Raw genomic sequence first — 18,178 nt, forward strand, 5'->3', positions numbered from 1 at the left:
CCCGTGAACGTCATCTGTCTGTAAAAGGTCAATTCGCTTTTTTCAGGATATTTAGCAGCCACTTCTGCAAGTCTTTGCCGCCTTCATAAAACGAACAGTCGCGGAGCTCAATCGTATGACCGCCTGCTTGAATCAATTCGTTGAACGTATCTCCAAGATCGCGGTTTTCCCACTTCCGTTCATCGTTGAGGTACTTGAAACCGAAGTTGCATTCCACATTAAAGATGATATGGAACGGCTCTTTAAAGGACTGCACGGCGCGGATCATCTCGAGGAGAATCATCCGTTTCGGCGTTGATTTTTTAAACGTATCGATGACGGTTGTCCGGCGTCCGTGAAATTCGACGACACGGACGGCACGTCCTTCATCGGCTTTGAAATCGTAACTCGTCCGGATGGAAACGATGATTTCGCGTTGATCTGTCTGTTGCATGTTTTACCACTGCCTTTCTCTCGCTTGAGTATACCATCACCCACGGCTTGTCTTGAAGGGTTATTTCAGAATCCGTCCCGAGAATGATTGAACCCTCCCATTATTTGTCTTATAATGAAAAATATGCTGAAAGGAGCTTGATTGTGAAACCGTTATTTTCCATTATCCTCACTGTTTGCTTACTTTTCACCGGGTGTTACTGTACGCTCGACGAGCAGACGGACGGCCCCCACTTCAAGTCTCGTGCGCGGACGATTTCGAAGTATCATACGTTTGATATCGAATTCTCGAAAGGACTGCGTCCGGAACAAGTCTCGGACCGGACGGTTACGATCACGGATTCGACCGGCGAACGGATGCAGACGGAGCTTGAAGTCATTGACGGCAAGGAACTCCGGATCAAGCCGCCCCGCTCGGGTTATCAAAAGGGACGCCGTTACATCATACATATCCGGGATTCGGTTGATGCACGAAAACAAATTAAAAGTAATACGATAAAAGAACGGATCTTCACTGTTGATCGTTAAACAGGAAGATCCGTTTTTTTGTCCGGTCGTTCAAATGTCAGGTTCAGCCGGCGCTCCGCCAGATGGAGTGACAGCGATCGTGCCAGACCGAAACCGATGAATGCGAGCCAGACCCCGTGATTGCCGATCCAGTAAATCGACAGCAGTAATAGTCCGAACACAAGAAAAGCCTGAATCATCGAGTTCCGGACCGGTTTTGCCCGGGCCAGTCCCGAAAAGACCCCTTCGTACAGGATCGCAAATCCACCGGTCAACGGAAAGACGAGAATCCACCCATAATACAGGGCGGAGACGTCGAGCAGGAGCGGATCGGTTGAAAACAGCCGCAGGAAGGCATCCTGGAAAACGGCTAACAGTCCGATCATCAACACGATGGAAGCGATCCCGAATTGCCGTGTCAATGAAAGACTTTTCCGGTAACCGGCTTCATCACGCCGCCCCCGCGCCCGTCCGATGAGAATCGTCGAAGCACTGCCGAGTCCTCCGAACCAGTAGGCGATCACATACTGGATTTGCAACAAGATGGCGTTGGCCGCCAGCACATCCGGTCCGAATTGCGCACCGGTCCGGGTAAACCAGCCGGTCACGAGCAACAGAAAAATAGTCCGGACGAATAAATCGGCATTGACGGTAAAAAACTGCCGGTACGCCTGGACATGAAATAAGAGATCGCGGTAGACGGCTTTCCAGGCGAGTTGCCGGAACATGATCAGGAATCCGGAAGCGACGATACTGATTTCAGCGACGAGTGTCGCAATCGCGACACCGGCAACACCGTATCCGAGGCCGAGGACAAAGACGACATCGAGGACGATATTGATGAGGTTGCTGAATATTTGAATCAACAGAGCACGTTTCACCTGCCCCTGCCCGATCAGCCAGCCGAGAACCGCGTATCCGACCAGGACGAACGGTGCCCCGTAAATCCGGTAATCAATGTACGTCGTGACATCCGGCAACAAGGATTCAGGCGCTGCCAGTAAGTAAAGTCCCCCTGCCGTCAACGGAACACGTAAAAGGATCAATACGAGTCCGATCAGGAATCCGAGCAAAACCGGACGGTATAAAGCAAAGTGCAACGCCGTTTCATCCTGATGGACACTCGCTTGGGCACTGAAGCCGGTCGTACTGACTTTTAAAAATCCGAACAGCCAATAAATCGTGTTAAAGAACACAGCGCCGATCGCTATCGACCCGATGGCGACCGCATCCCCGGTCTGTCCGATCGTAATCGTATCGGTGACGCCAAGCAGCGGCGTCAAAATACTCGACAGAATCAGCGGATATGCCAGTAGTCCGTACTGGCGTGCTGTAACAGTCGTCGAGACTGACATGACCAGCCCTCCTTTTTTTGAGTAGCCAGGCTACTTTCGATTTCATCAAACATCTGCTTAGTATAATGTATTTTTGACGTAAAAAGACCTTCTTCCGGATGACTCTTGTCAGAATCACACGAAAGAAGGCAGGAATGAGTCATTAAAACCATGCAGGCGTCATAACACCCGCACAAATTCTTTTGCCTGTTGCTCCAATTGCTTGGCAGAATCCGCCAAGAGATCAAATTCGCGGACCGTCTGTTCGAGCTGTCCGCTGCTTGTTTTAACTTTTAACGAGATGTGTTCAATTCTCGTTGAGACTTCCTCAATCCGTTGAACGATCCCTTCGATATTCTCCTTGATTTCACCGATTGATAGCGAGACTTTATTGGACAGATTGCGGACTTCTGTCGCGACGACGTTGAACCCGCGTCCGTGTTCGCCGGCGCGCGCCGCTTCGATCGCTGCATTGAGTGCCAACAGGTTGGTTTGGGCGGCGATGTCACGGATTGTCGTGACGATATCGGTGATTGAATCGGTCTGCGCCTGGAGTTGGACGAGATTCGCGAGGTTTGCTGTCGATTCCGCTTCGACCTGCTGAACGGTTGCCAATACATGGAGTCCATCCTGGCGTCCGCTTTCTGATTTCACCGTCAAAAAAGCTGAGGTGGCATTCAATTCGTCTGCCATCCGCAAGACATCCTGTTGTCGAACGGTGATGTCGGTTGCAATTTTTGACACGCCGATGACACGTCGTCCGTCCTCCGAGAAAATCGGCATATACGTCGCTTCGAGCCACTTTTGTTGTCCGTCCGCCGACCGCCGCTCGATTTTGTCTTGATACGTGATGCCTTGCATCAGCTTGCGCCAAAACAGTTCATAAGCCGGACTGTCCGCGAATCCGGGGAAACAAAGGTCCCGGTGGTACCGCCCGATTAACTCATCGACCTCATACCCCATCGTCCGGGCAAACAACTCATTGACGTAAGCGACCTTACGTCGGTCATCAAATCGGATAATCGCCAGGTTCTGTTCAATTGCCCGGATGACTTGGGTATCCGTCACGCGTGTCGTCTGTTCTTGCATCGATTGATCCACCCTTTCCCGTCTGCTGAAGACTCCTCATTTGGATTACACTATCTTATTATTCCTTTTATCGACTAATTCCTTCCATATTGAATAGCGTTCCGTCAATTAATGACTGCTCTAAATTATTATTCAATCAAAAAAGGCCCCCTTTGATCAGGGAACCTTAAGAAATCTCTTTAATAAGCACTCCAGCCGCCGTCCGCGATGACAATTGCCCCGTTGACGAAACTGCTCTCTTCGGAAACAAGGAACAACGCCAACCGGGCAATTTCTTCCGGCTTCGCTGACCGGGGATTCAGTCCCATCCCGAGCATCGTCCGGCCCATCCCGAATTCATTGATGTTCGTCATCGACTGACCGATGTTCGTCTCGACTGCACCGGGAGCAATTCCGTTGCAACGGATTCCTTCCTTAGCGTACAGATAGGCGGTGTTTTTCGTCAAGCCGACGACGGCGTGTTTCGACGCCGTATAGGCGGCTCCGGCCCGCGCACCGTTCAACCCGCCGATTGAAATGTTATTGAGAATGACACCGTGACCCTGTTTCTGGAACAACGGAACGGCAAGCCGCATCGCGCGCATGACGGCGGTCGTGTTAACGGAGAAAACACGTTCCCAGCGCTCGTCCGAGATATCCCCTACGCCTTCCATTCCGTCCATAATGCCGGCATTATTGACAAGGACATCCAGCTTCCCGTATGTCGTAATGGTTTGATCGATCAATTGCTGAACGGCGGTTTCTTCTGCCACATTCGTTTCCACTGCGAGTGCTGTTCCGCCGTTTTCAGTAATCGACTGCGCGACTTGTCGTGCTGCTTCACCGTGAATATCCGAAACAACGACATTTGCCCCCTCCGCTGCAAATATCTCTGCCATCGCCTTACCCATTCCGGAAGCAGCTCCGGTAACGATGATGACTTTTCCGTCTAAACGCATGATCATCTCATCCTTTCCGATTGGATTGAAGTCTTCCTTTGTCTTTTCCCGTTTTCAATCCTTACAGTCACGCGGATTGATGGTAATTTGGTAAACGTTTTTTTGGAAAACACGAAAAAACCAGGAACTCTCACAACGAGAATTCCCGGTCGATTCGATTATTTTAATTCGCGGCTTGTTTTTTCTTCTACGGCTTCATTGTTTTTGCTTTTCGCATCGAATTCGGCCCGTGTCATGACGTCTTCGACATGCATGTTGACTTCGACGACTTCAAGTCCTGTCATATCACCGATTGCTTTTTTGATTTTAGCGACCGTTTCCTGGAAAATCGACGGGATGTTTTTGCCGTATTCGACGATGACGCGAAGATCAAGCGCCACCTGGCGCTCACCGACTTCTGCGCCGACACCTTTTGTGATGTCTTCCGTGCTGCGGAGGCGATCCGTCAAACCGCTCATGAATCCACCACTCATTGATAAAATGCCTTGTACTTCATTTGAAGCAATCCCGGCGATCTTTTTGATGACCTGATCTTCGAATGTTAATTTATTCGTACGTACCTCTTCATTTTGTCCAGTTGTGTTTAATGATTCGTTTGCCATTTGAAATCTCTCCTTTTGAATAAAGTGTAGGTTATTTTATATATGAATCAGTCCCGGTTAAAGAACTGAATCCATCCTTCAATATCGAGTGCCCCGTCCCGCCATTTCCCGATCAAAAAGCCGATCGCGGTGAAGACGAGCAGTAACATCGTGGGTCCGAAACCGATTGTCAGGAACAGAACCGCGATCACGAGTCCAACGAAACCGCCGATTAACCGGAACCGGTACGGATACAACTGTTCTTTCGTACTCATGTTCAATTCCTCCCTTTAAACGACTCGTTCCGACGTTTTTGTTTTTGTATCACTGATTTTGACTTTCGTGCTCGTTACCGGTAATTCCAGTAACGACTCGACCGCGTGTTTCGCCCGTTCTTGAATATCTTTCCCGATCGTCGGCAACCCTTCCTGTCCGAAAACCGAACAGTCAACGGTCAGAGCGACTGTTTCTTTCTTCGAATGGATATCCGCATGGACACTTGGTGTCCGGACGCCATTAATCCCACGAATCGACTCAAGTGCCGTCCGTTCGATGGTTTCTTTCGAAATCGTGATGTTGCCGTCTCCTGTCCGGATCAACAACCGTTGACCTTTCGAGCGACTGAGTAATCCGGTAAATAAGAGAATGACGAATACGAAAGCTAAAAATCCACCAATCGAGAGCACCGTGTAGCTGTACCATTGTTGATCCTGCCATTGTTCGAGCAACGGACTGATGCGCGGAACGTCATAAACGCCGAGGACCAGTAAACCGACGCTGACTAACCCAAGCAGGCCGATGAGAACGAGTAAGAAACGATTGAACCCATTCATCTTCATCTCTCCTTTAGATAACGTTGTAAAATTCTTTCACATAAGACTTTCGCTAGCTGAAATATTATGTGTATGCTGTGTTTTTTCCCGTTCACTAGACCTTAAAAAATTAAAATGCACTTTTGATTAAAGTTCTATTATTCTGATAATTTAAAGGCTGAATTGCTCTAATCCAGTGTTTTATTTACTTTATTTCATAAAAAAAGTCCCTCCCATCGAAAAATCAAGGAAGGAACTTTCGTATTTTATGAAAAAACGAGATTTACCACACGATTCTTGCATTGTCAGTATCATTTTACCTGGACAGGGAAAGCGACGTTGCCGTCCCCTTTTTTCCACCAGGCATAGACATGGTAGGTATAGACCCCTTTTTGATCGGGGGCGGTAATCTGTTCATTCTTCAGCCGGATCGTTTTTTTCGTGTCATCCTTCTGCCATTGCTCGGCTTTGATTCGTTCCGGTGCTGGACCATCGTTAAAGGCGACCTCAATCTTCTGACCGGGTTTGACGACGGTTGGTGTCTGGTCGGCTGCCATGTCGAGCGGGGTCGTATCACTCAGGTCGATACATTTGCTGTTCAACAAGCTATTCCAGCAGGACGAACCGCTCGTTACAGCGATGTCCGTCCCGTTGACGGAAACGTCCGGTTCCGGAGGGGTTCCGCGAAACGGTTCGAGATATAACATCAATCCGACTATTAATAGAAGAACAAGCCAAAATCGTTTTTTCATAATCGGTATCCTTTCTTCCTTCGAACTGTCGGTCCGAGGTTTGCTTGTGTTGAAAAAAGGCTAATACCTCTAGGGTTGAGTTAAAAAAATATACAGGAGGTTTTTTGCATGATCGAAAATAAAGTCGTCATCATTACAGGAGCATCAAGTGGTATCGGGGAAGCCACGGCTAAGTTACTGGCCAAACAAGGTGCACAACTGGTTCTCGCGGCACGCCGGGAAGATCGTCTGAAAACCTTGCAACAGGAAATTGAACAGCTTGGCGGCAAAGCCGTTTATCAAGTAACGGATGTCACGGATTCGGCGCAAGTCGAGCAACTCGCAAAACTCGCGCAGGATACGTTCGGTTCGGTCGATGTCCTCGTCAATAACGCCGGCCTGATGCCGCTGTCGAAACTGAACAAAAACAAGCAGGACGAGTGGAACACGATGGTCGACGTCAATATTAAAGGTGTGCTGTACGGCATTGGTGCCGTCCTGCCATACATGCGTGAGCAAAAACGCGGACATATCATCAACATCTCATCCGTTGCCGGACACGATGTCATGCCGTCGAGTGCGGTCTACAGCGGGACGAAGTTTGCCGTCCGTGCGATTACGGAAGGCTTACGAAAAGAAGAATCGGTCGACAATAACATCCGGGCGACCATCATTTCACCGGGAGCGGTCGATACCGAGCTGAAAGATCACATCACGGATGAAGAAATCAAACAAGGCATCGGCAACTTAAAAGCGATGGACGCTGACGCGATTGCCCGGGCGATTGCCTACGCCGTCAACGAACCGGACGATGTGGCGGTCAATGAGATCCTGATCCGCCCGACAGCCCAACAATAAGAGAAAACGAACACCGCCTGCTTTCAGGCGGTGTTTTTTAACGGAGTAATCGTTCCGCAATCAACTGATAGGACCGGAGCCGCTTTTGCTGATCAAACGCGTTGTTGATCAATAGAAACTGATCGGTTTGGTAACGGTCGGATAACGCCTGCAATGCCTCGGCGACTTCGTCCGGTGTCCCGACGATCGTTCGCCGGCGGTCGTTTTGAATACGCCGTTGCTGCTCTTCGTTCCACTGTTTGTTTTCCGTTGTCGCAAACGACGGTACGATCGAGTGACCGAGCCGGATGCCTTGAATCCAGGCGTCCTGTGTCCGGGCCAAGGCTTCCGCTTCTGCCGTCGTCTCGGCACAGATGACGAAGACACAGACGATAACGTTTGGTGTCCGTCCATCGACTGGGACAAATTCGTCGCGATATGTCTGTAACGTTTCTTCCCATTTGTCGGGATTGATGAAGTGACCAAATACGAGTCCATGTCCGCGCTCAGCGGCCAGTGAAGCACTTCGCGGTGACAAACCGAGCACGGATAACGGCACCTGCTCCTTGATCCGGGGTGTCGTCTTGACGATTCGGTATGGGTGACGCGATGACAACCGGTCGGTCAAAAACCCGTCCACTTCATCGAGTAACCGCGGAAAGTCTGCTGCCGCGTTGTCTGCGCCATCCGTCAATGCCCGCCGGGTCAGTTCACTGCCACCCGGTGAATTACCGATGCCCAGTTCGATCCGGCCCGGATAAAACGCGGCAAGCGTTGAAAACGTCTCGGCGATTTTGAGCGGATGATACTGGGGTAACAGAATACCTCCGGATCCGAGTCTGATCTGGAAAGTGATGTCTCCCATCCGGGCAAGAAACAATTCCGGTGCCGCACTGAGCAGTCCGTTTGTATTATGATGTTCGGCAAACCAATAGCGGTCGTAACCAAGCCGTTCCGCCTCGACGACCAGTCGTTTTGTTGCGTCCATCGTCTGTTCGATTGTATCCCCTTCGTGAAGCGGGACTTGATCCAGGATTCCTAAGCGCATGACCTCGCCTCCTCTACACATTCAGTGTACGCGGTCGATGCGGTGAATTCAAAAAGAAGGTGTCAGGTGCGGACAAGCCGTTGGTCTTCGATGACGAGACCGTCACGCATCTCGATTTTCCGGTTGGCCCGTTCAGCAAGTGCCGGATCATGGGTGACGAACAGGACACCGCACCCCTTCTCCTCGTTTAAACTGCGCAACAGATTAAAGATGATTTCACCGGTTTCGGTATCGAGATTCCCGGTCGGTTCATCTGCGAGTAGCCACTTCGGTTCATGGACAAGCGCCCGGGCGACGGCGACCCGTTGCTGTTGACCACCGGACAGTTGTGACGGCAGCGAACCGGCTTTATCGGCGAGTCCGACTTTTTCAAGCAATGACAAGGCCCGTTCTTTTTTGTCATAGGTCACTTTCCGTCCGAATAACGGTGCCATGACGTTTTCGAGTGCCGTCAGTGTCGGAATCAAATGGAACTGTTGAAAGATGAAGCCGACGTTCTCAAAACGGAAATCGGACAGTTCCTTGCTCTTGAGTTGATGAATCGCCTGATCCCCGTAGGATAACGTACCGCTCGTCGGACGATCGAGTGTCCCAATCAAACTGAGAAACGTCGATTTGCCGGAGCCGGACGGACCGATGATGGAAATGAAGTCGCCGGCATCCAGTGTCAGGTTGATATTAGATAACGCATGTGTCTCGATGCCGTCCCCAATAAAGGACTTCCCGAGTTGTCGACAAATGAATGTATCTTGCATGAACATTCTCCTCCTCTTTATGTAGCTGTCTACCTGTTTCTCCTTTTTATTGGGAATTCCTGCAAAAAAGACCTTCTTTTCAGAAGGTCCCGTTCAAGAGGTCATCGAAGGATGATGTGGCGACGATTTTTTTTGGTACAGCCATTCATACGGCACGATGTAAAACAGGCAGGCCAGTGTCGCAAATCGGACGATCCCGCTTAAGTTTTGCCGTGACTCGACAAATGTTTCCTGACCAAAATAATCATAAAAGCCGACGAACAATAAAATCGTAAAGACACCGGCCGTCACATAAATCAAACAGCGTAAAGGAAATGGATACCGCCTTGTCAGAAAGAGTACTGGCAAGCCGACAGCGAATGTAAACAAGGTCGTCGCAAACGTCCCGAACTGATACAAGAATTCATTTTCGATATTTGTCAGGAAGGCATAGGTAGTGAACAGCAAAAAGGATCCGATTGCACTGACGGCTGAATAACTGATCAGTCGCATCTTGACATTTCCCCTTTCAAAAGTGAAGGCGTTTTCATTAAACCGCAGACGACCATCATCTTGTCCGGACAAGACGATGGAGGATATCCGCAAGCGTTTCGGTTCCGAGCTCTGCTTCAAGAGCCTGTTGAGCCCGGGTAAATGACTGGTTGAGTGTGGACTGGATGTCGCGGCCGACCGGACAGGCCGGATTCGGCTGCTCGTGCATGGAAAATAAGGTCTCTTTCGGTTCGACGGCCCGGTAAATCATTAGTAATGTAATGTCCTGCGGATCTTTTGTCAAAGTCGCCCCGCTTTTTCCGGCGACCGTCGACAGTAATCCCGCTTGGCGTAACGAGCCGATCAAGCGACGGATGACGACCGGATTCGTATTGACACTTCCGGCGATGTAGTCCGAAGACAAGGCTTGATCCGGATGTGTCGCGATCAAGGCCAGGATGTGGACAGAAACCGCTAGTCGACTGTTAATCATTTGTTTCACCACCAATGCATTTAGTGTAATGAGCATCCCGTTTAATGTCAATTGGCTTGACAATGATAAATTCTGTAACTAAAATAATTACATGTAAAGCTACATATAATCCCAAGGAGGCGTTTTGGATGAAGATTGCAATCATTGGAGCCAGTGGAAAAGCAGGACGGGTCATTTTGGAGGAATTGGCTGAACGGGGTCATGCGTTGACGGCAATCGTCCGGGATGCGGCGCGGACCCAACACGATACGGTGCTCGAACGGAATGCGTTCGCATTGACGACGGAGGAATTGACAGATTTTGATGTCGTCATCAATGCGTTCGGAGCGTCACCGGGAAATGAACACCAACATGTCGATCTCGGTCGGCACTTGATTGATCAGTTACGCGGTACGCCGACCCGCTTGATCATCGTCGGCGGTGCGGGCAGCCTGTATGTCGACGAGGAACAGACACTCCGTCTTGCGGATACACCGGATTTCCCTTCTGCTTACCTGCCGACAGCAAAGAATCAGGCGAAAAACCTGGAAGATTTGCGACAGACCGTTGATTTACACTGGACGTTCATCAGTCCGGCCGCCTTCTTTGATCCGGAAGGACCGAGGACCGGAAAGTATCAATTGGCGAAAGATGTCCTGACCGTCAATGCCGCGGGTGAAAGTTACATCAGTTACGCTGATTATGCCGTTGCGTTAGCGGATGAAGTCGAGCATCACCGCCACGACAAGGAACGGATTTCTGTTGTATCAGTTTAATGGATTGCCGACGTTCTCGTCTGACGAGGACGTTTTTAATGTATTAAAAATCAGGTCATGCAGAAAGTGTTCTTATCGTTTATTTCTCCACCGATTCCTGTATAGTACCCCATCTTTCTTCTCGTCCAGGTTTCCCTTATACTAGGAAGTGACAGATAAACACCGGCTGGATGAACTTTGAATACGAGTTTCATCTAGAACAGATCCGCTTATTCCTTTCATCGCAGCAGGTATTTTGATTCGAGCGAGGAGAACATTATGATTATTGGTTACATGCGCCCCTACTTTGAAGATCCGGCTTGTGAGAAACAAGTCGAGGCATTTAAGACCTATGAAACCGATCAAGTAAGAATCGAAGAACACAGTTCCTCGAAACGACGATATGTGCTTGAACAATTGTTAGAAGATATCAGGCCGGGTGACATCATCCTTGTCTCTCATTTGTATGTGTTGGCGGATTCGACGCGTCACCTGATTGAAGTGTTGAACGCCTTGGATATAAAGCAAGCCTACCTCTTATCAATCCGGGAAGACATTGACACCCGACAGGCCCTGAATCAGTCGTTCCGTGACATCGTCCAGCATCTCGTCGCCCTCCAAAGTGACGTCGTCAGCATGGCGACCCGCGAAGGACTGTCGAAAGCAAAAGAGCTCGGCAAACAGACGGGACGCCCACGAAAGCCGGATGAAAATGTCAAACGAGCGATTGACATGTATCAAAGTAAACAGTACAGTTTGGCTGAAATCCGGGAGCAAACAGGTATCAGCAAAAGTACCCTCTACCGTTATTTGGAAAAATGATGTACATTTAATACATCTTCTAGAGAAAATAAACTAGCTATCGAAAGGCGGAAAGAACATGGATCAAGCGACGTTGATTGACATCCTCCATCACCGGTTCACGGATCATCCTGACCGGCATCCTGACGTGAACTGGGATGATGTCGTGTCACGACTATCATTGGAAATGCTCCGTTCCCTTGAATGGATGGAACAGACCGGCGGCGAACCGGATATCGTTACAATGCCACATGGTCAGTGGTTTTTTGTTGATTGTGCAGCGGAAAGTCCTTCGGGTCGCCGCAGTTTGTGTTATGACGATGTTGCACTGGAAAAGCGGAAGAAAAATAAACCTGCCGGCAGCGCCGTCGCGGAAGCTGTTGCACACGGTGTCTCCTTATTGACAGAAGACCTTTACCGTCATCTGCAAACGATCCAACCGTTTGATGTAAAGACGTCGAGCTGGATTGAGACGCCGGAAGCGATCCGGGCGCAAGGCGGCGCGTTATTCTGTGACCGGCGGTATGATCATGTTTTCGTATACCACAATGGAGCCGACTCGTATTACGCCAACCGCGGTTTTCGAACGTATTTCATGTTAGGAACGATTTAAAGAGGCTGACTCAAAAAGCCAATCTCTACAAAGGTAAGGGTGGCAGAATTGAAATCTGCCACCCTTATCGGGTTAAAAAAGAACCACTCTTTTCACGCAACTCCCACAGGAAAAGTGCCTTTTTGCGCTATCAGAGATAAACAAGACCCGCTTTCCTGCCTGATTAAGGCAGAAAAATCAGCTTGAATCTCCCCTGAGGAAAAGGGCGTGAAAAAATGAATGGTTCTTTTTTGAGTCAGCACCGTTGATCTTCCGTCATGGGATGATGACTAAGGATACGGTTCTTTTCGTCTCCACCTCTTCGTGATGTGCGGATAATCCGTGATACTTTTCCAGTAAGGCGGCGAGCTCGGATTCAAACGTCCGGAATGTTTCATCGGGTAAATTGAGTTTTACAAGCGAGAATGTCGCCTGATCCGGGCTGTCGGTTAAAGAAAGCGTCTCCTGATAGTTCTTATAATTTTGCAAGATATACATAAAATAAAGCGAGACGAAATTGACTTTTTCGTCGTACGTCGCAGAAGTCCAGTCTTCCTCTTTAATTTTATATCCGGAAGTGTTCAAGGCATAAATTTTTTCCTCGACTTTTCCTGCACGCTGGACGCCGATTACTTTCAATAAAGAATCTTGAAGCATCGCATTCACATGACGGTACAGCGTAGCTTGGGGAACATCATCGAGCCGTTTGTTCAGCTGCATGATGGACATTCCCTCATCACGATCAATCAATTCCAGTGCGATTTTGAACCTGACCTGATTCTTAAACAAATCTAAATTCATTTCATTGCTCCCTTTCCTGGCACATTAAATGTGCCGTTTTTCAAACAAAACACGTTCCGCTACATGAACATACCATATGTACAGTGCAATTTTTATCAAAAGTGAAAACAGGTTGACTTATTAATTATCATTATCGATAATGATAATAGAAAGGAGTGACTGTATGAATACAGAGATAACGCCTTTACTTGAGATTGACTGGCTGCAATGGCTTCCCCTCCTCATCCCGATTTTCTCCTTACATGTATTGTTGATCGGAATCACCCTTTTTGACTGGTCGAACCGAAAAAAACAGATTGCTTTGCCGTATGTCTGGTTATTCGTCATTTTAAGTATGCAACTGATTGGCCCGATCCTGTACCTGATCGTCGGAAGGAGGAGCATCCGTCATGATTACCATTCATAATCTCCACAAAACGTTGAATAAACGAAAAATTCTCGACGGAATTGATTTTTCGATTCAGGAAAACGAATGCATCGGCTTACTTAGCCCCAATGGAGCAGGTAAAACAACGCTGATCAAATGCCTGATGGGAATTCTTTCATATGAATCAGGTGAGATTTCATTTCAAGATCAACCGATTGAACGTTACAAAAAACAGATCGGTTACTTATCGCAATACACGGATTTTAAACCCTGGATGACGTGCCGGGAATCTTTGCTCTTTTTCGGAAAATTATCCGGCATAAAAAAAGAGTGGCTAGAGAAGCGTATTTCACAAACATTAAAAGAAGTCGGTCTTCAGGACAAACAAGATGTTCCGGTCGAACAGTTATCAGGCGGAATGAAACAACGCCTCGGAATTGCGCAAGCCATTCTGCATGAGCCGCAATTTTTAATTTTAGACGAACCTGTCGCCTCCCTCGATCCAATCGGGCGAAATGAAATCCGGAACTTGATCGGGCGTCTGAAGCAACGGATGACGATTTTGTTGTCGACGCACATACTGCATGACATCCGGGAGATTTGTGACCGTTATATTATCATGAAAAACGGCCGGATCATCAAACACCTTTACCGGGAGGATCAAACGATTGATCTTCAACAGGTGCGCCTTCAGTTCAGGAATGCCGTATCAGTCGATCAGGTCCTGAATTGCTTTCCATCCGTCACCGTAGAAAAACTATCCCCTGTTGCCTTTCTCATCACCGGAACACATGCGTTCAATTTGAAACACGTCTTAACCGCCTGCTCTTTAAAACAGTTGGACGTGATATCCGTCGGTTTCCATGAAGTGGGACTGGAAGACACGTTTCTCGAACTGGCGGCGGATGTATGAGTCAGTTCACAGCACTTGTAAGGGTAGAACTGACAGAAGCGGCAAAGGAATATAAATACGTCTGGTTGACGATTTTTTTTGTTCTACTCGGTTTGACCCAACCGTTGATTAATCTGTATATGGACCTCATTCTGCAACAGATGGGCGGTTCGATCGGAGTCATCCTCGACCCGGACAAACCGGCTCCGACAGCAAACGAAGTATTTTTATCGACCATTTCCGGTCAATTTAATCAAATCGGACTGATTATCTTACTGATCAGCTTCATGGGACTGATTGCAACGGACCGTCAAAACGGGATGCAGGATTTTATTCTGACGCGCCAGGTTTCGATACACTGTTATGTTTCCGCCAAACTGATTGCCCATTGGTTCATCAGCATGTTCAGTCTTGGATTCGGGATTCTGACCTCCTACGGCTGTACCGTGTATTTGTTCGGCGCGTTCCCGATGACAAAATTGATTTCTTTTTCCGTTCTCTACAGTTTGTGGATTCTTTATTTGATCAGTCTGGTCATCGTCATCAGTATGTATGTAAGACATCAGGTCCTGATTGCGATCTCTGCCATCGGAATCAGCTTTCTGCTTCTGGTCCTCAAGAACCTTGATCCTGTTTTTTCTGATGGGTTCCCCTCGTCGATCCTAAACGTCGCGGAGCATCAACTGGTCAGATCGTCTGTTGTGTCATATCGAAGTATCTTTTCGTGTTTGCTGTTCACCTTTTTGAATCTCATGTGGGCTAGTAAAAAGCTCAAAAATTGACGATTTTCCATCTCCCCTTTCATGGCTACGACAACACGGCACCTGCCAAAGCGGGTGCCGTGTTTAGGATGTTCGAGACTTTCGGAAATGAAAATGGGATTTTTTGTATATCAAGAACGGTTTCTTTGCTATACTTTACTGTGTCTGGTTTTACAAATCATTCCATCTTCAGATTAAGGAATAACTACATAAGGCAGGTGAACCCGTGTGCTGTGGGTCGGAATCATGATTGGGGTTGTATGTACGCTGCTTGGACGCTTCATGTTCCAAAAAATGAAGCGGTCGTCTTCGGTCCAGCCGACGATCGCGACATTCGGAAAACATTCGAAAGATATCATGTACATTTTTGAAGTGAGACCGGTCTATCGGTTCCGTTATATCAGCCCTGCCCTCGATGAACATATCGGTGCCGGGACGGTCGAGGCGAGTTATGCCGACCCGTCGGATTGTTTCGACCGGATTCATCCGGATGATGTCGAGATTCTGATGTCGAAAATCTCCGGCAACTGCAACTATGACGAGCCATTTCCGCAACGCTGGCGGACGAACGATGGAATCTACATCTGGTTTGAGGAATACACGACACCGATTTATGAAAACGGCGAAATCGTTGCTGTCCAGGGCGTCATCCGGAATATGGATGCCGCGAGAGCACGTCAGAAGGAACTCGAGCAACTGTGCGAACGTGATTCCTTGACGGGACTGTACAACCGGCATGCGTTTGACGGGCTGGTTTCGGAGTTGCAAGACGGTCCATTGCTTCCTCTGGGTTTAATAACCCTTGACCTCAATGACTTAAAGCAAGTGAACGACCGGTTCGGACATGTGGCGGGAGACGCTCTGCTCGAACAGACGGCTCTTTGTTTAAGCCGATTCAGCCCAGACGCCTTTCGTCTCGGCGGGGATGAATTTGTCATCGTCAGTCAAAATGGGACAGAACAAACTGTGCTCGATTTAATCGCCGCCCTACGATGCGATTTCGATCGTCATGAGTTGTCGGTTTCGCTTGGTTTTGCTTACCAAACAGCGACGACAGACGTCCTGGACTTGTTACGAAAAGCCGATCAGATGATGTATCAAGAAAAGCAACGGTCGAAAACGTTGGTATGAGTCATGTGACGTCGAGCTTGGTTACAGCTGAGATGACAAGATCAGGACGGTCAAGATGAATCGCGTGACCTGCGCCTGTTGCCGTGATGAAATCAGCTTGTTTCGTTAATGTTGCCTGCCGTAAGACTAACCGGTTCCATGTCTCCTCGACCTGCCGCAGCTCGTCTTCCGGTAAGCCGTCGTTGATGCCGTTCTGGATGGAAAGCTCCGGATCCCGCCCAATCACAATCAAGGGAACGTCCGGAAACGGGCCGGTGCGGATCCGCGCCGCATCCGTTTTCCAGTGTTCCACTTCAGAATCCATCATCGCATACAGGTTTGGTTCGGTCTGAAAGTCGACCAGAGCATCCTGGACTGCTTGGGGTAATCGCTTTTGAGCCCCGGTCAGGACCGGTTGCAACAACTGTTTGAGTTGTTCTTTTGTGTTGGTCGCGTAGTCCCGGCATAACGCTTGCCAGGCGGCATCCGATGATACCGCATCGAGAACCGGCGTATCGAGCGCATCAAGTTCATGTAAATCGACGGATGTGGAATCAACCAGTATCAGGCCTTTGATGCATTCCGGGAACAGTTTCGTAAATTCCTGAGCAATCAATCCCCCGTAGGAATGACCGATCAGCAGAATTGGTTCATCAACGTTTGATCCGCTTAACAGAGTTTGCAACTGTTGGATGGCGTGACCTGTCCGGTGAATACCGTCCCCTTCTTTCCAGGAATGGCGGTGGAAACTGAGAATCCTGTAGGCGGGTCGCAGCGACTGGATGACTTCATACCATTCTTCATAGGAACAGCCCATTCCAGTTAAAATAACGACCGGTGTTCCGGCTGATTTCGTGTCAAACCATTGTTTCGGGTATGATGGAGCATTGAAATGCATGGTGGACCTCCTTTTTGTTGACAGGACTGGTAGTATAGAAACAATTGAATTATCCTTTTTGGCGTGATTTATTTAATTTAATATTACGGTAGTTGAAATATTTAATATGTATAGGAGTTATTTTCTGATGCCGATTCAAGCCCTCTTATTTGATCTTGATGGCACGTTGCTCAATCGCGAGATGTCTTTAGTGCGTTTTATCGCCGATCAACATCTCCGCTTGATCGCTCCGATCTCGAACTGTCCGGCTGATGTCTACCAGACCCTGTTCATCGAATGGGATCAACGTGGTCTCGTTTGGAAAGACCGCGTCTACCAGCAACTCGTCGCTCACTTTCAGCTGGATGTCTCCCCGGAAGTGCTGCTCGACGATTACTTGACCGGGTTCGCAAAAACCAGTGTCCTCTTCCCGGGAACGATTTCTTTGCTCGAGTCGTTGTCGTTGTCTTCCTCTTACCGTCTCGGTCTGATTACGAACGGGCGGAGCGATCTGCAACGGTCCGTTATCGAAGCGCACGGCTTACAGCACTTTTTTGATCCGATTTTGATTTCGGAAGAAGTTGGTCTTTCCAAGCCGGAGCCTGCGTTGTTTTTACGTCCCGTACAAGCCTTTGGACTGGAGCCGGAACAGGTTCTCTTCATCGGCGATCATCCGTTGCATGACGTCGCCGCGGCTAAAGCCGTCGGGATGCCGGCACTTCTGAAATCGACCGCTCCCGTTGAGGGCACGTTACACGACTGGTCGCAGCTTTTACCTTTCATCACACGACTCAACCAGGAAAGCAGGTTTTAACACATGAAATCAGAATATCAGATCCGCCCCTATCAGGAACAGGACTTCCCCGCGATTCAGCGCTTAAATGCGGCGGAAGGCTGGAATCAGCTCGTCCGTCTGCATGACCGGACAAAACTGGCCTGGCAACATTCCAATGCGGCGTTTGTCGTCGAACAGGCGGCTGAAGTCGTCGGGTATGTCCGCGGCATGACCGACACCCAAGTCACGTTATACATTTGCGAATTACTGATTGATGCCGAATTTCGAGGCCAGGGTCTCGCACAACAGCTGTTTGCCCGCCTGCATGAAGCGTTTCCGACGACGCGAATCGAAGTCCTCGCGTCGAGCAGTTCGGAGAGTTTTTACCGCGGTCAGGCGTTCCGCCCGTTTTACGGGTTTCGGAAATCCTTCGAATAACG

Annotated in this window: 25 protein-coding genes; 11 read left to right on the forward strand and 14 right to left on the reverse strand. The window is 48.9% G+C overall.

The genetic code is table 11. The annotated features are described in order from the left end of the window. Positions 1–28: 28 nt before the first annotated feature. Positions 29–433, reverse strand: coding sequence for a hypothetical protein (locus KNQ07_RS03000; protein ID WP_012370445.1), 405 nt, complete (start codon positions 431–433; stop codon positions 29–31). A 143-nt stretch (positions 434–576) separates the two neighbouring features. Between KNQ07_RS03000 and KNQ07_RS03005 the strand changes: the two genes are divergently transcribed. Continuing rightward, complete coding sequence (locus tag KNQ07_RS03005) at positions 577–960, forward strand: hypothetical protein (RefSeq protein WP_012370444.1); 384 nt, start codon at positions 577–579, stop codon at positions 958–960. On the opposite strand, the gene KNQ07_RS03010 is transcribed toward KNQ07_RS03005, so the two are convergent. From KNQ07_RS03010 to KNQ07_RS03040, 7 genes are all read right to left on the reverse strand, one after another. Beyond that, entirely contained in the window at positions 957–2,294 is a 1,338-nt protein-coding gene (locus KNQ07_RS03010; RefSeq protein WP_214764755.1) for an MATE family efflux transporter, read from the reverse strand. The two genes, KNQ07_RS03005 and KNQ07_RS03010, sit on opposite strands and share 4 nt — an antisense overlap. Positions 2,295–2,453: 159 nt before the next feature. Beyond that, entirely contained in the window at positions 2,454–3,362 is a 909-nt protein-coding gene (locus tag KNQ07_RS03015; RefSeq protein ID WP_214764756.1) for a methyl-accepting chemotaxis protein, read from the reverse strand. Positions 3,363–3,541: 179 nt separating this feature from the next. Continuing rightward, on the reverse strand, positions 3,542–4,300 hold the full coding sequence (locus KNQ07_RS03020) for an SDR family oxidoreductase (protein ID WP_214764757.1): 759 nt from the start codon (positions 4,298–4,300) through the stop codon (positions 3,542–3,544). A gap of 158 nt (positions 4,301–4,458) precedes the next feature. Continuing rightward, complete coding sequence (locus tag KNQ07_RS03025) at positions 4,459–4,902, reverse strand: Asp23/Gls24 family envelope stress response protein (protein WP_214764758.1); 444 nt, start codon at positions 4,900–4,902, stop codon at positions 4,459–4,461. Positions 4,903–4,949: 47 nt separating this feature from the next. Next, on the reverse strand, positions 4,950–5,156 hold the full coding sequence (locus tag KNQ07_RS03030; protein ID WP_214764759.1) for a DUF2273 domain-containing protein: 207 nt from the start codon (positions 5,154–5,156) through the stop codon (positions 4,950–4,952). A gap of 15 nt (positions 5,157–5,171) precedes the next feature. Continuing rightward, a complete protein-coding gene (amaP, locus tag KNQ07_RS03035; RefSeq protein WP_214764760.1) occupies positions 5,172–5,714 on the reverse strand; it encodes an alkaline shock response membrane anchor protein AmaP in 543 nt (180 codons plus the stop codon). A gap of 290 nt (positions 5,715–6,004) precedes the next feature. Beyond that, positions 6,005–6,445: a hypothetical protein gene (locus tag KNQ07_RS03040; protein ID WP_214764761.1), complete on the reverse strand. Its 441-nt coding sequence runs from the start codon at positions 6,443–6,445 to the stop codon at positions 6,005–6,007. A gap of 108 nt (positions 6,446–6,553) precedes the next feature. Here KNQ07_RS03040 and KNQ07_RS03045 point away from each other — a divergent pair, with 108 nt between their 5' ends. Then, positions 6,554–7,282: an SDR family oxidoreductase gene (locus tag KNQ07_RS03045; protein ID WP_214764762.1), complete on the forward strand. Its 729-nt coding sequence runs from the start codon at positions 6,554–6,556 to the stop codon at positions 7,280–7,282. Between the two features lie 37 nt (positions 7,283–7,319). On the opposite strand, the gene KNQ07_RS03050 is transcribed toward KNQ07_RS03045, so the two are convergent. From KNQ07_RS03050 to KNQ07_RS03065, 4 genes are all read right to left on the reverse strand, one after another. Continuing rightward, positions 7,320–8,309, reverse strand: a complete 990-nt coding sequence (locus KNQ07_RS03050) for an LLM class flavin-dependent oxidoreductase (protein ID WP_214764763.1) — start codon at positions 8,307–8,309, stop codon at positions 7,320–7,322. Positions 8,310–8,371: 62 nt separating this feature from the next. Beyond that, on the reverse strand, positions 8,372–9,064 hold the full coding sequence (locus KNQ07_RS03055; protein ID WP_251139445.1) for an ABC transporter ATP-binding protein: 693 nt from the start codon (positions 9,062–9,064) through the stop codon (positions 8,372–8,374). A 93-nt stretch (positions 9,065–9,157) separates the two neighbouring features. After that, positions 9,158–9,556, reverse strand: a complete 399-nt coding sequence (locus KNQ07_RS03060; protein WP_214764764.1) for a hypothetical protein — start codon at positions 9,554–9,556, stop codon at positions 9,158–9,160. 55 nt (positions 9,557–9,611) lie between these two features. After that, positions 9,612–10,028, reverse strand: a complete 417-nt coding sequence (locus tag KNQ07_RS03065) for an Rrf2 family transcriptional regulator (protein WP_012370432.1) — start codon at positions 10,026–10,028, stop codon at positions 9,612–9,614. Between the two features lie 128 nt (positions 10,029–10,156). On the opposite strand from KNQ07_RS03065, the gene KNQ07_RS03070 reads away from it, so the two are divergent. From KNQ07_RS03070 to KNQ07_RS03080, 3 genes are all read left to right on the forward strand, one after another. Further along, a complete protein-coding gene (locus KNQ07_RS03070) occupies positions 10,157–10,783 on the forward strand; it encodes an NAD(P)-dependent oxidoreductase (RefSeq protein ID WP_214764765.1) in 627 nt (208 codons plus the stop codon). Positions 10,784–11,041: 258 nt separating this feature from the next. Next, on the forward strand, positions 11,042–11,584 hold the full coding sequence (locus KNQ07_RS03075) for a recombinase family protein (protein ID WP_214764766.1): 543 nt from the start codon (positions 11,042–11,044) through the stop codon (positions 11,582–11,584). A gap of 58 nt (positions 11,585–11,642) precedes the next feature. Further along, a complete protein-coding gene (locus tag KNQ07_RS03080) occupies positions 11,643–12,176 on the forward strand; it encodes a DUF4256 domain-containing protein (RefSeq protein ID WP_214764767.1) in 534 nt (177 codons plus the stop codon). Positions 12,177–12,431: 255 nt separating this feature from the next. Here KNQ07_RS03080 and KNQ07_RS03085 read toward each other — a convergent pair whose 3' ends face one another. After that, a complete protein-coding gene (locus tag KNQ07_RS03085) occupies positions 12,432–12,956 on the reverse strand; it encodes a transcriptional regulator (RefSeq protein WP_214764768.1) in 525 nt (174 codons plus the stop codon). A 163-nt stretch (positions 12,957–13,119) separates the two neighbouring features. Between KNQ07_RS03085 and KNQ07_RS03090 the strand changes: the two genes are divergently transcribed. From KNQ07_RS03090 to KNQ07_RS03105, 4 genes are all read left to right on the forward strand, one after another. Beyond that, positions 13,120–13,362, forward strand: coding sequence for a PLDc N-terminal domain-containing protein (locus KNQ07_RS03090; protein ID WP_012370427.1), 243 nt, complete (start codon positions 13,120–13,122; stop codon positions 13,360–13,362). Next, positions 13,346–14,236, forward strand: coding sequence for an ABC transporter ATP-binding protein (locus KNQ07_RS03095; protein WP_214764769.1), 891 nt, complete (start codon positions 13,346–13,348; stop codon positions 14,234–14,236). Before KNQ07_RS03090 ends, KNQ07_RS03095 begins: the two co-directional genes overlap by 17 nt. Beyond that, the gene (locus tag KNQ07_RS03100; RefSeq protein ID WP_214764770.1) at positions 14,233–14,997 is read left to right on the forward strand and encodes an ABC transporter permease; all 765 of its coding nucleotides are present in this window, start codon (positions 14,233–14,235) and stop codon (positions 14,995–14,997) included. The genes KNQ07_RS03095 and KNQ07_RS03100 overlap by 4 nt, the downstream gene beginning before the upstream one ends. Positions 14,998–15,204: 207 nt before the next feature. Further along, positions 15,205–16,107, forward strand: a complete 903-nt coding sequence (locus tag KNQ07_RS03105) for a sensor domain-containing diguanylate cyclase (protein ID WP_214764771.1) — start codon at positions 15,205–15,207, stop codon at positions 16,105–16,107. 1 nt (position 16,108) lies between these two features. Here the strand turns inward: KNQ07_RS03105 and KNQ07_RS03110 are convergent, their stop codons facing one another. Beyond that, positions 16,109–16,984, reverse strand: coding sequence for an alpha/beta fold hydrolase (locus KNQ07_RS03110; protein ID WP_214764772.1), 876 nt, complete (start codon positions 16,982–16,984; stop codon positions 16,109–16,111). 127 nt (positions 16,985–17,111) lie between these two features. On the opposite strand from KNQ07_RS03110, the gene KNQ07_RS03115 reads away from it, so the two are divergent. Further along, positions 17,112–17,777, forward strand: a complete 666-nt coding sequence (locus tag KNQ07_RS03115) for an HAD family hydrolase (protein ID WP_214764773.1) — start codon at positions 17,112–17,114, stop codon at positions 17,775–17,777. A 3-nt stretch (positions 17,778–17,780) separates the two neighbouring features. Continuing rightward, positions 17,781–18,176, forward strand: a complete 396-nt coding sequence (locus tag KNQ07_RS03120) for a GNAT family N-acetyltransferase (RefSeq protein ID WP_214764774.1) — start codon at positions 17,781–17,783, stop codon at positions 18,174–18,176. Positions 18,177–18,178: the final 2 nt, after the last annotated feature.

It is taken from the genome of Exiguobacterium sp. s145 (genome assembly GCF_018618835.1).
GTDB lineage: Bacteria > Bacillota > Bacilli > Exiguobacteriales > Exiguobacteriaceae > Exiguobacterium_A > Exiguobacterium_A artemiae.

Coding starts and splice junctions, on each gene's coding strand:
- KNQ07_RS03000 (WP_012370445.1), bottom strand. CDS start 433: ATGCAACAGACAGATCAACGCGAAATCATCGTTTCCATCCGGACGAGT.
- KNQ07_RS03010 (WP_214764755.1), bottom strand. CDS start 2,294: ATGTCAGTCTCGACGACTGTTACAGCACGCCAGTACGGACTACTGGCA.
- KNQ07_RS03015 (WP_214764756.1), bottom strand. CDS start 3,362: ATGCAAGAACAGACGACACGCGTGACGGATACCCAAGTCATCCGGGCA.
- KNQ07_RS03020 (WP_214764757.1), bottom strand. CDS start 4,300: ATGCGTTTAGACGGAAAAGTCATCATCGTTACCGGAGCTGCTTCCGGA.
- KNQ07_RS03025 (WP_214764758.1), bottom strand. CDS start 4,902: ATGGCAAACGAATCATTAAACACAACTGGACAAAATGAAGAGGTACGT.
- KNQ07_RS03030 (WP_214764759.1), bottom strand. CDS start 5,156: ATGAGTACGAAAGAACAGTTGTATCCGTACCGGTTCCGGTTAATCGGC.
- amaP (WP_214764760.1), bottom strand. CDS start 5,714: ATGAATGGGTTCAATCGTTTCTTACTCGTTCTCATCGGCCTGCTTGGG.
- KNQ07_RS03040 (WP_214764761.1), bottom strand. CDS start 6,445: ATGAAAAAACGATTTTGGCTTGTTCTTCTATTAATAGTCGGATTGATG.
- KNQ07_RS03045 (WP_214764762.1), top strand. CDS start 6,554: ATGATCGAAAATAAAGTCGTCATCATTACAGGAGCATCAAGTGGTATC.
- KNQ07_RS03050 (WP_214764763.1), bottom strand. CDS start 8,309: ATGCGCTTAGGAATCCTGGATCAAGTCCCGCTTCACGAAGGGGATACA.
- KNQ07_RS03055 (WP_251139445.1), bottom strand. CDS start 9,064: ATGCAAGATACATTCATTTGTCGACAACTCGGGAAGTCCTTTATTGGG.
- KNQ07_RS03060 (WP_214764764.1), bottom strand. CDS start 9,556: ATGCGACTGATCAGTTATTCAGCCGTCAGTGCAATCGGATCCTTTTTG.
- KNQ07_RS03065 (WP_012370432.1), bottom strand. CDS start 10,028: ATGATTAACAGTCGACTAGCGGTTTCTGTCCACATCCTGGCCTTGATC.
- KNQ07_RS03070 (WP_214764765.1), top strand. CDS start 10,157: ATGAAGATTGCAATCATTGGAGCCAGTGGAAAAGCAGGACGGGTCATT.
- KNQ07_RS03075 (WP_214764766.1), top strand. CDS start 11,042: ATGATTATTGGTTACATGCGCCCCTACTTTGAAGATCCGGCTTGTGAG.
- KNQ07_RS03080 (WP_214764767.1), top strand. CDS start 11,643: ATGGATCAAGCGACGTTGATTGACATCCTCCATCACCGGTTCACGGAT.
- KNQ07_RS03085 (WP_214764768.1), bottom strand. CDS start 12,956: ATGAATTTAGATTTGTTTAAGAATCAGGTCAGGTTCAAAATCGCACTG.
- KNQ07_RS03090 (WP_012370427.1), top strand. CDS start 13,120: ATGAATACAGAGATAACGCCTTTACTTGAGATTGACTGGCTGCAATGG.
- KNQ07_RS03095 (WP_214764769.1), top strand. CDS start 13,346: ATGATTACCATTCATAATCTCCACAAAACGTTGAATAAACGAAAAATT.
- KNQ07_RS03100 (WP_214764770.1), top strand. CDS start 14,233: ATGAGTCAGTTCACAGCACTTGTAAGGGTAGAACTGACAGAAGCGGCA.
- KNQ07_RS03110 (WP_214764772.1), bottom strand. CDS start 16,984: ATGCATTTCAATGCTCCATCATACCCGAAACAATGGTTTGACACGAAA.
- KNQ07_RS03115 (WP_214764773.1), top strand. CDS start 17,112: ATGCCGATTCAAGCCCTCTTATTTGATCTTGATGGCACGTTGCTCAAT.
- KNQ07_RS03120 (WP_214764774.1), top strand. CDS start 17,781: ATGAAATCAGAATATCAGATCCGCCCCTATCAGGAACAGGACTTCCCC.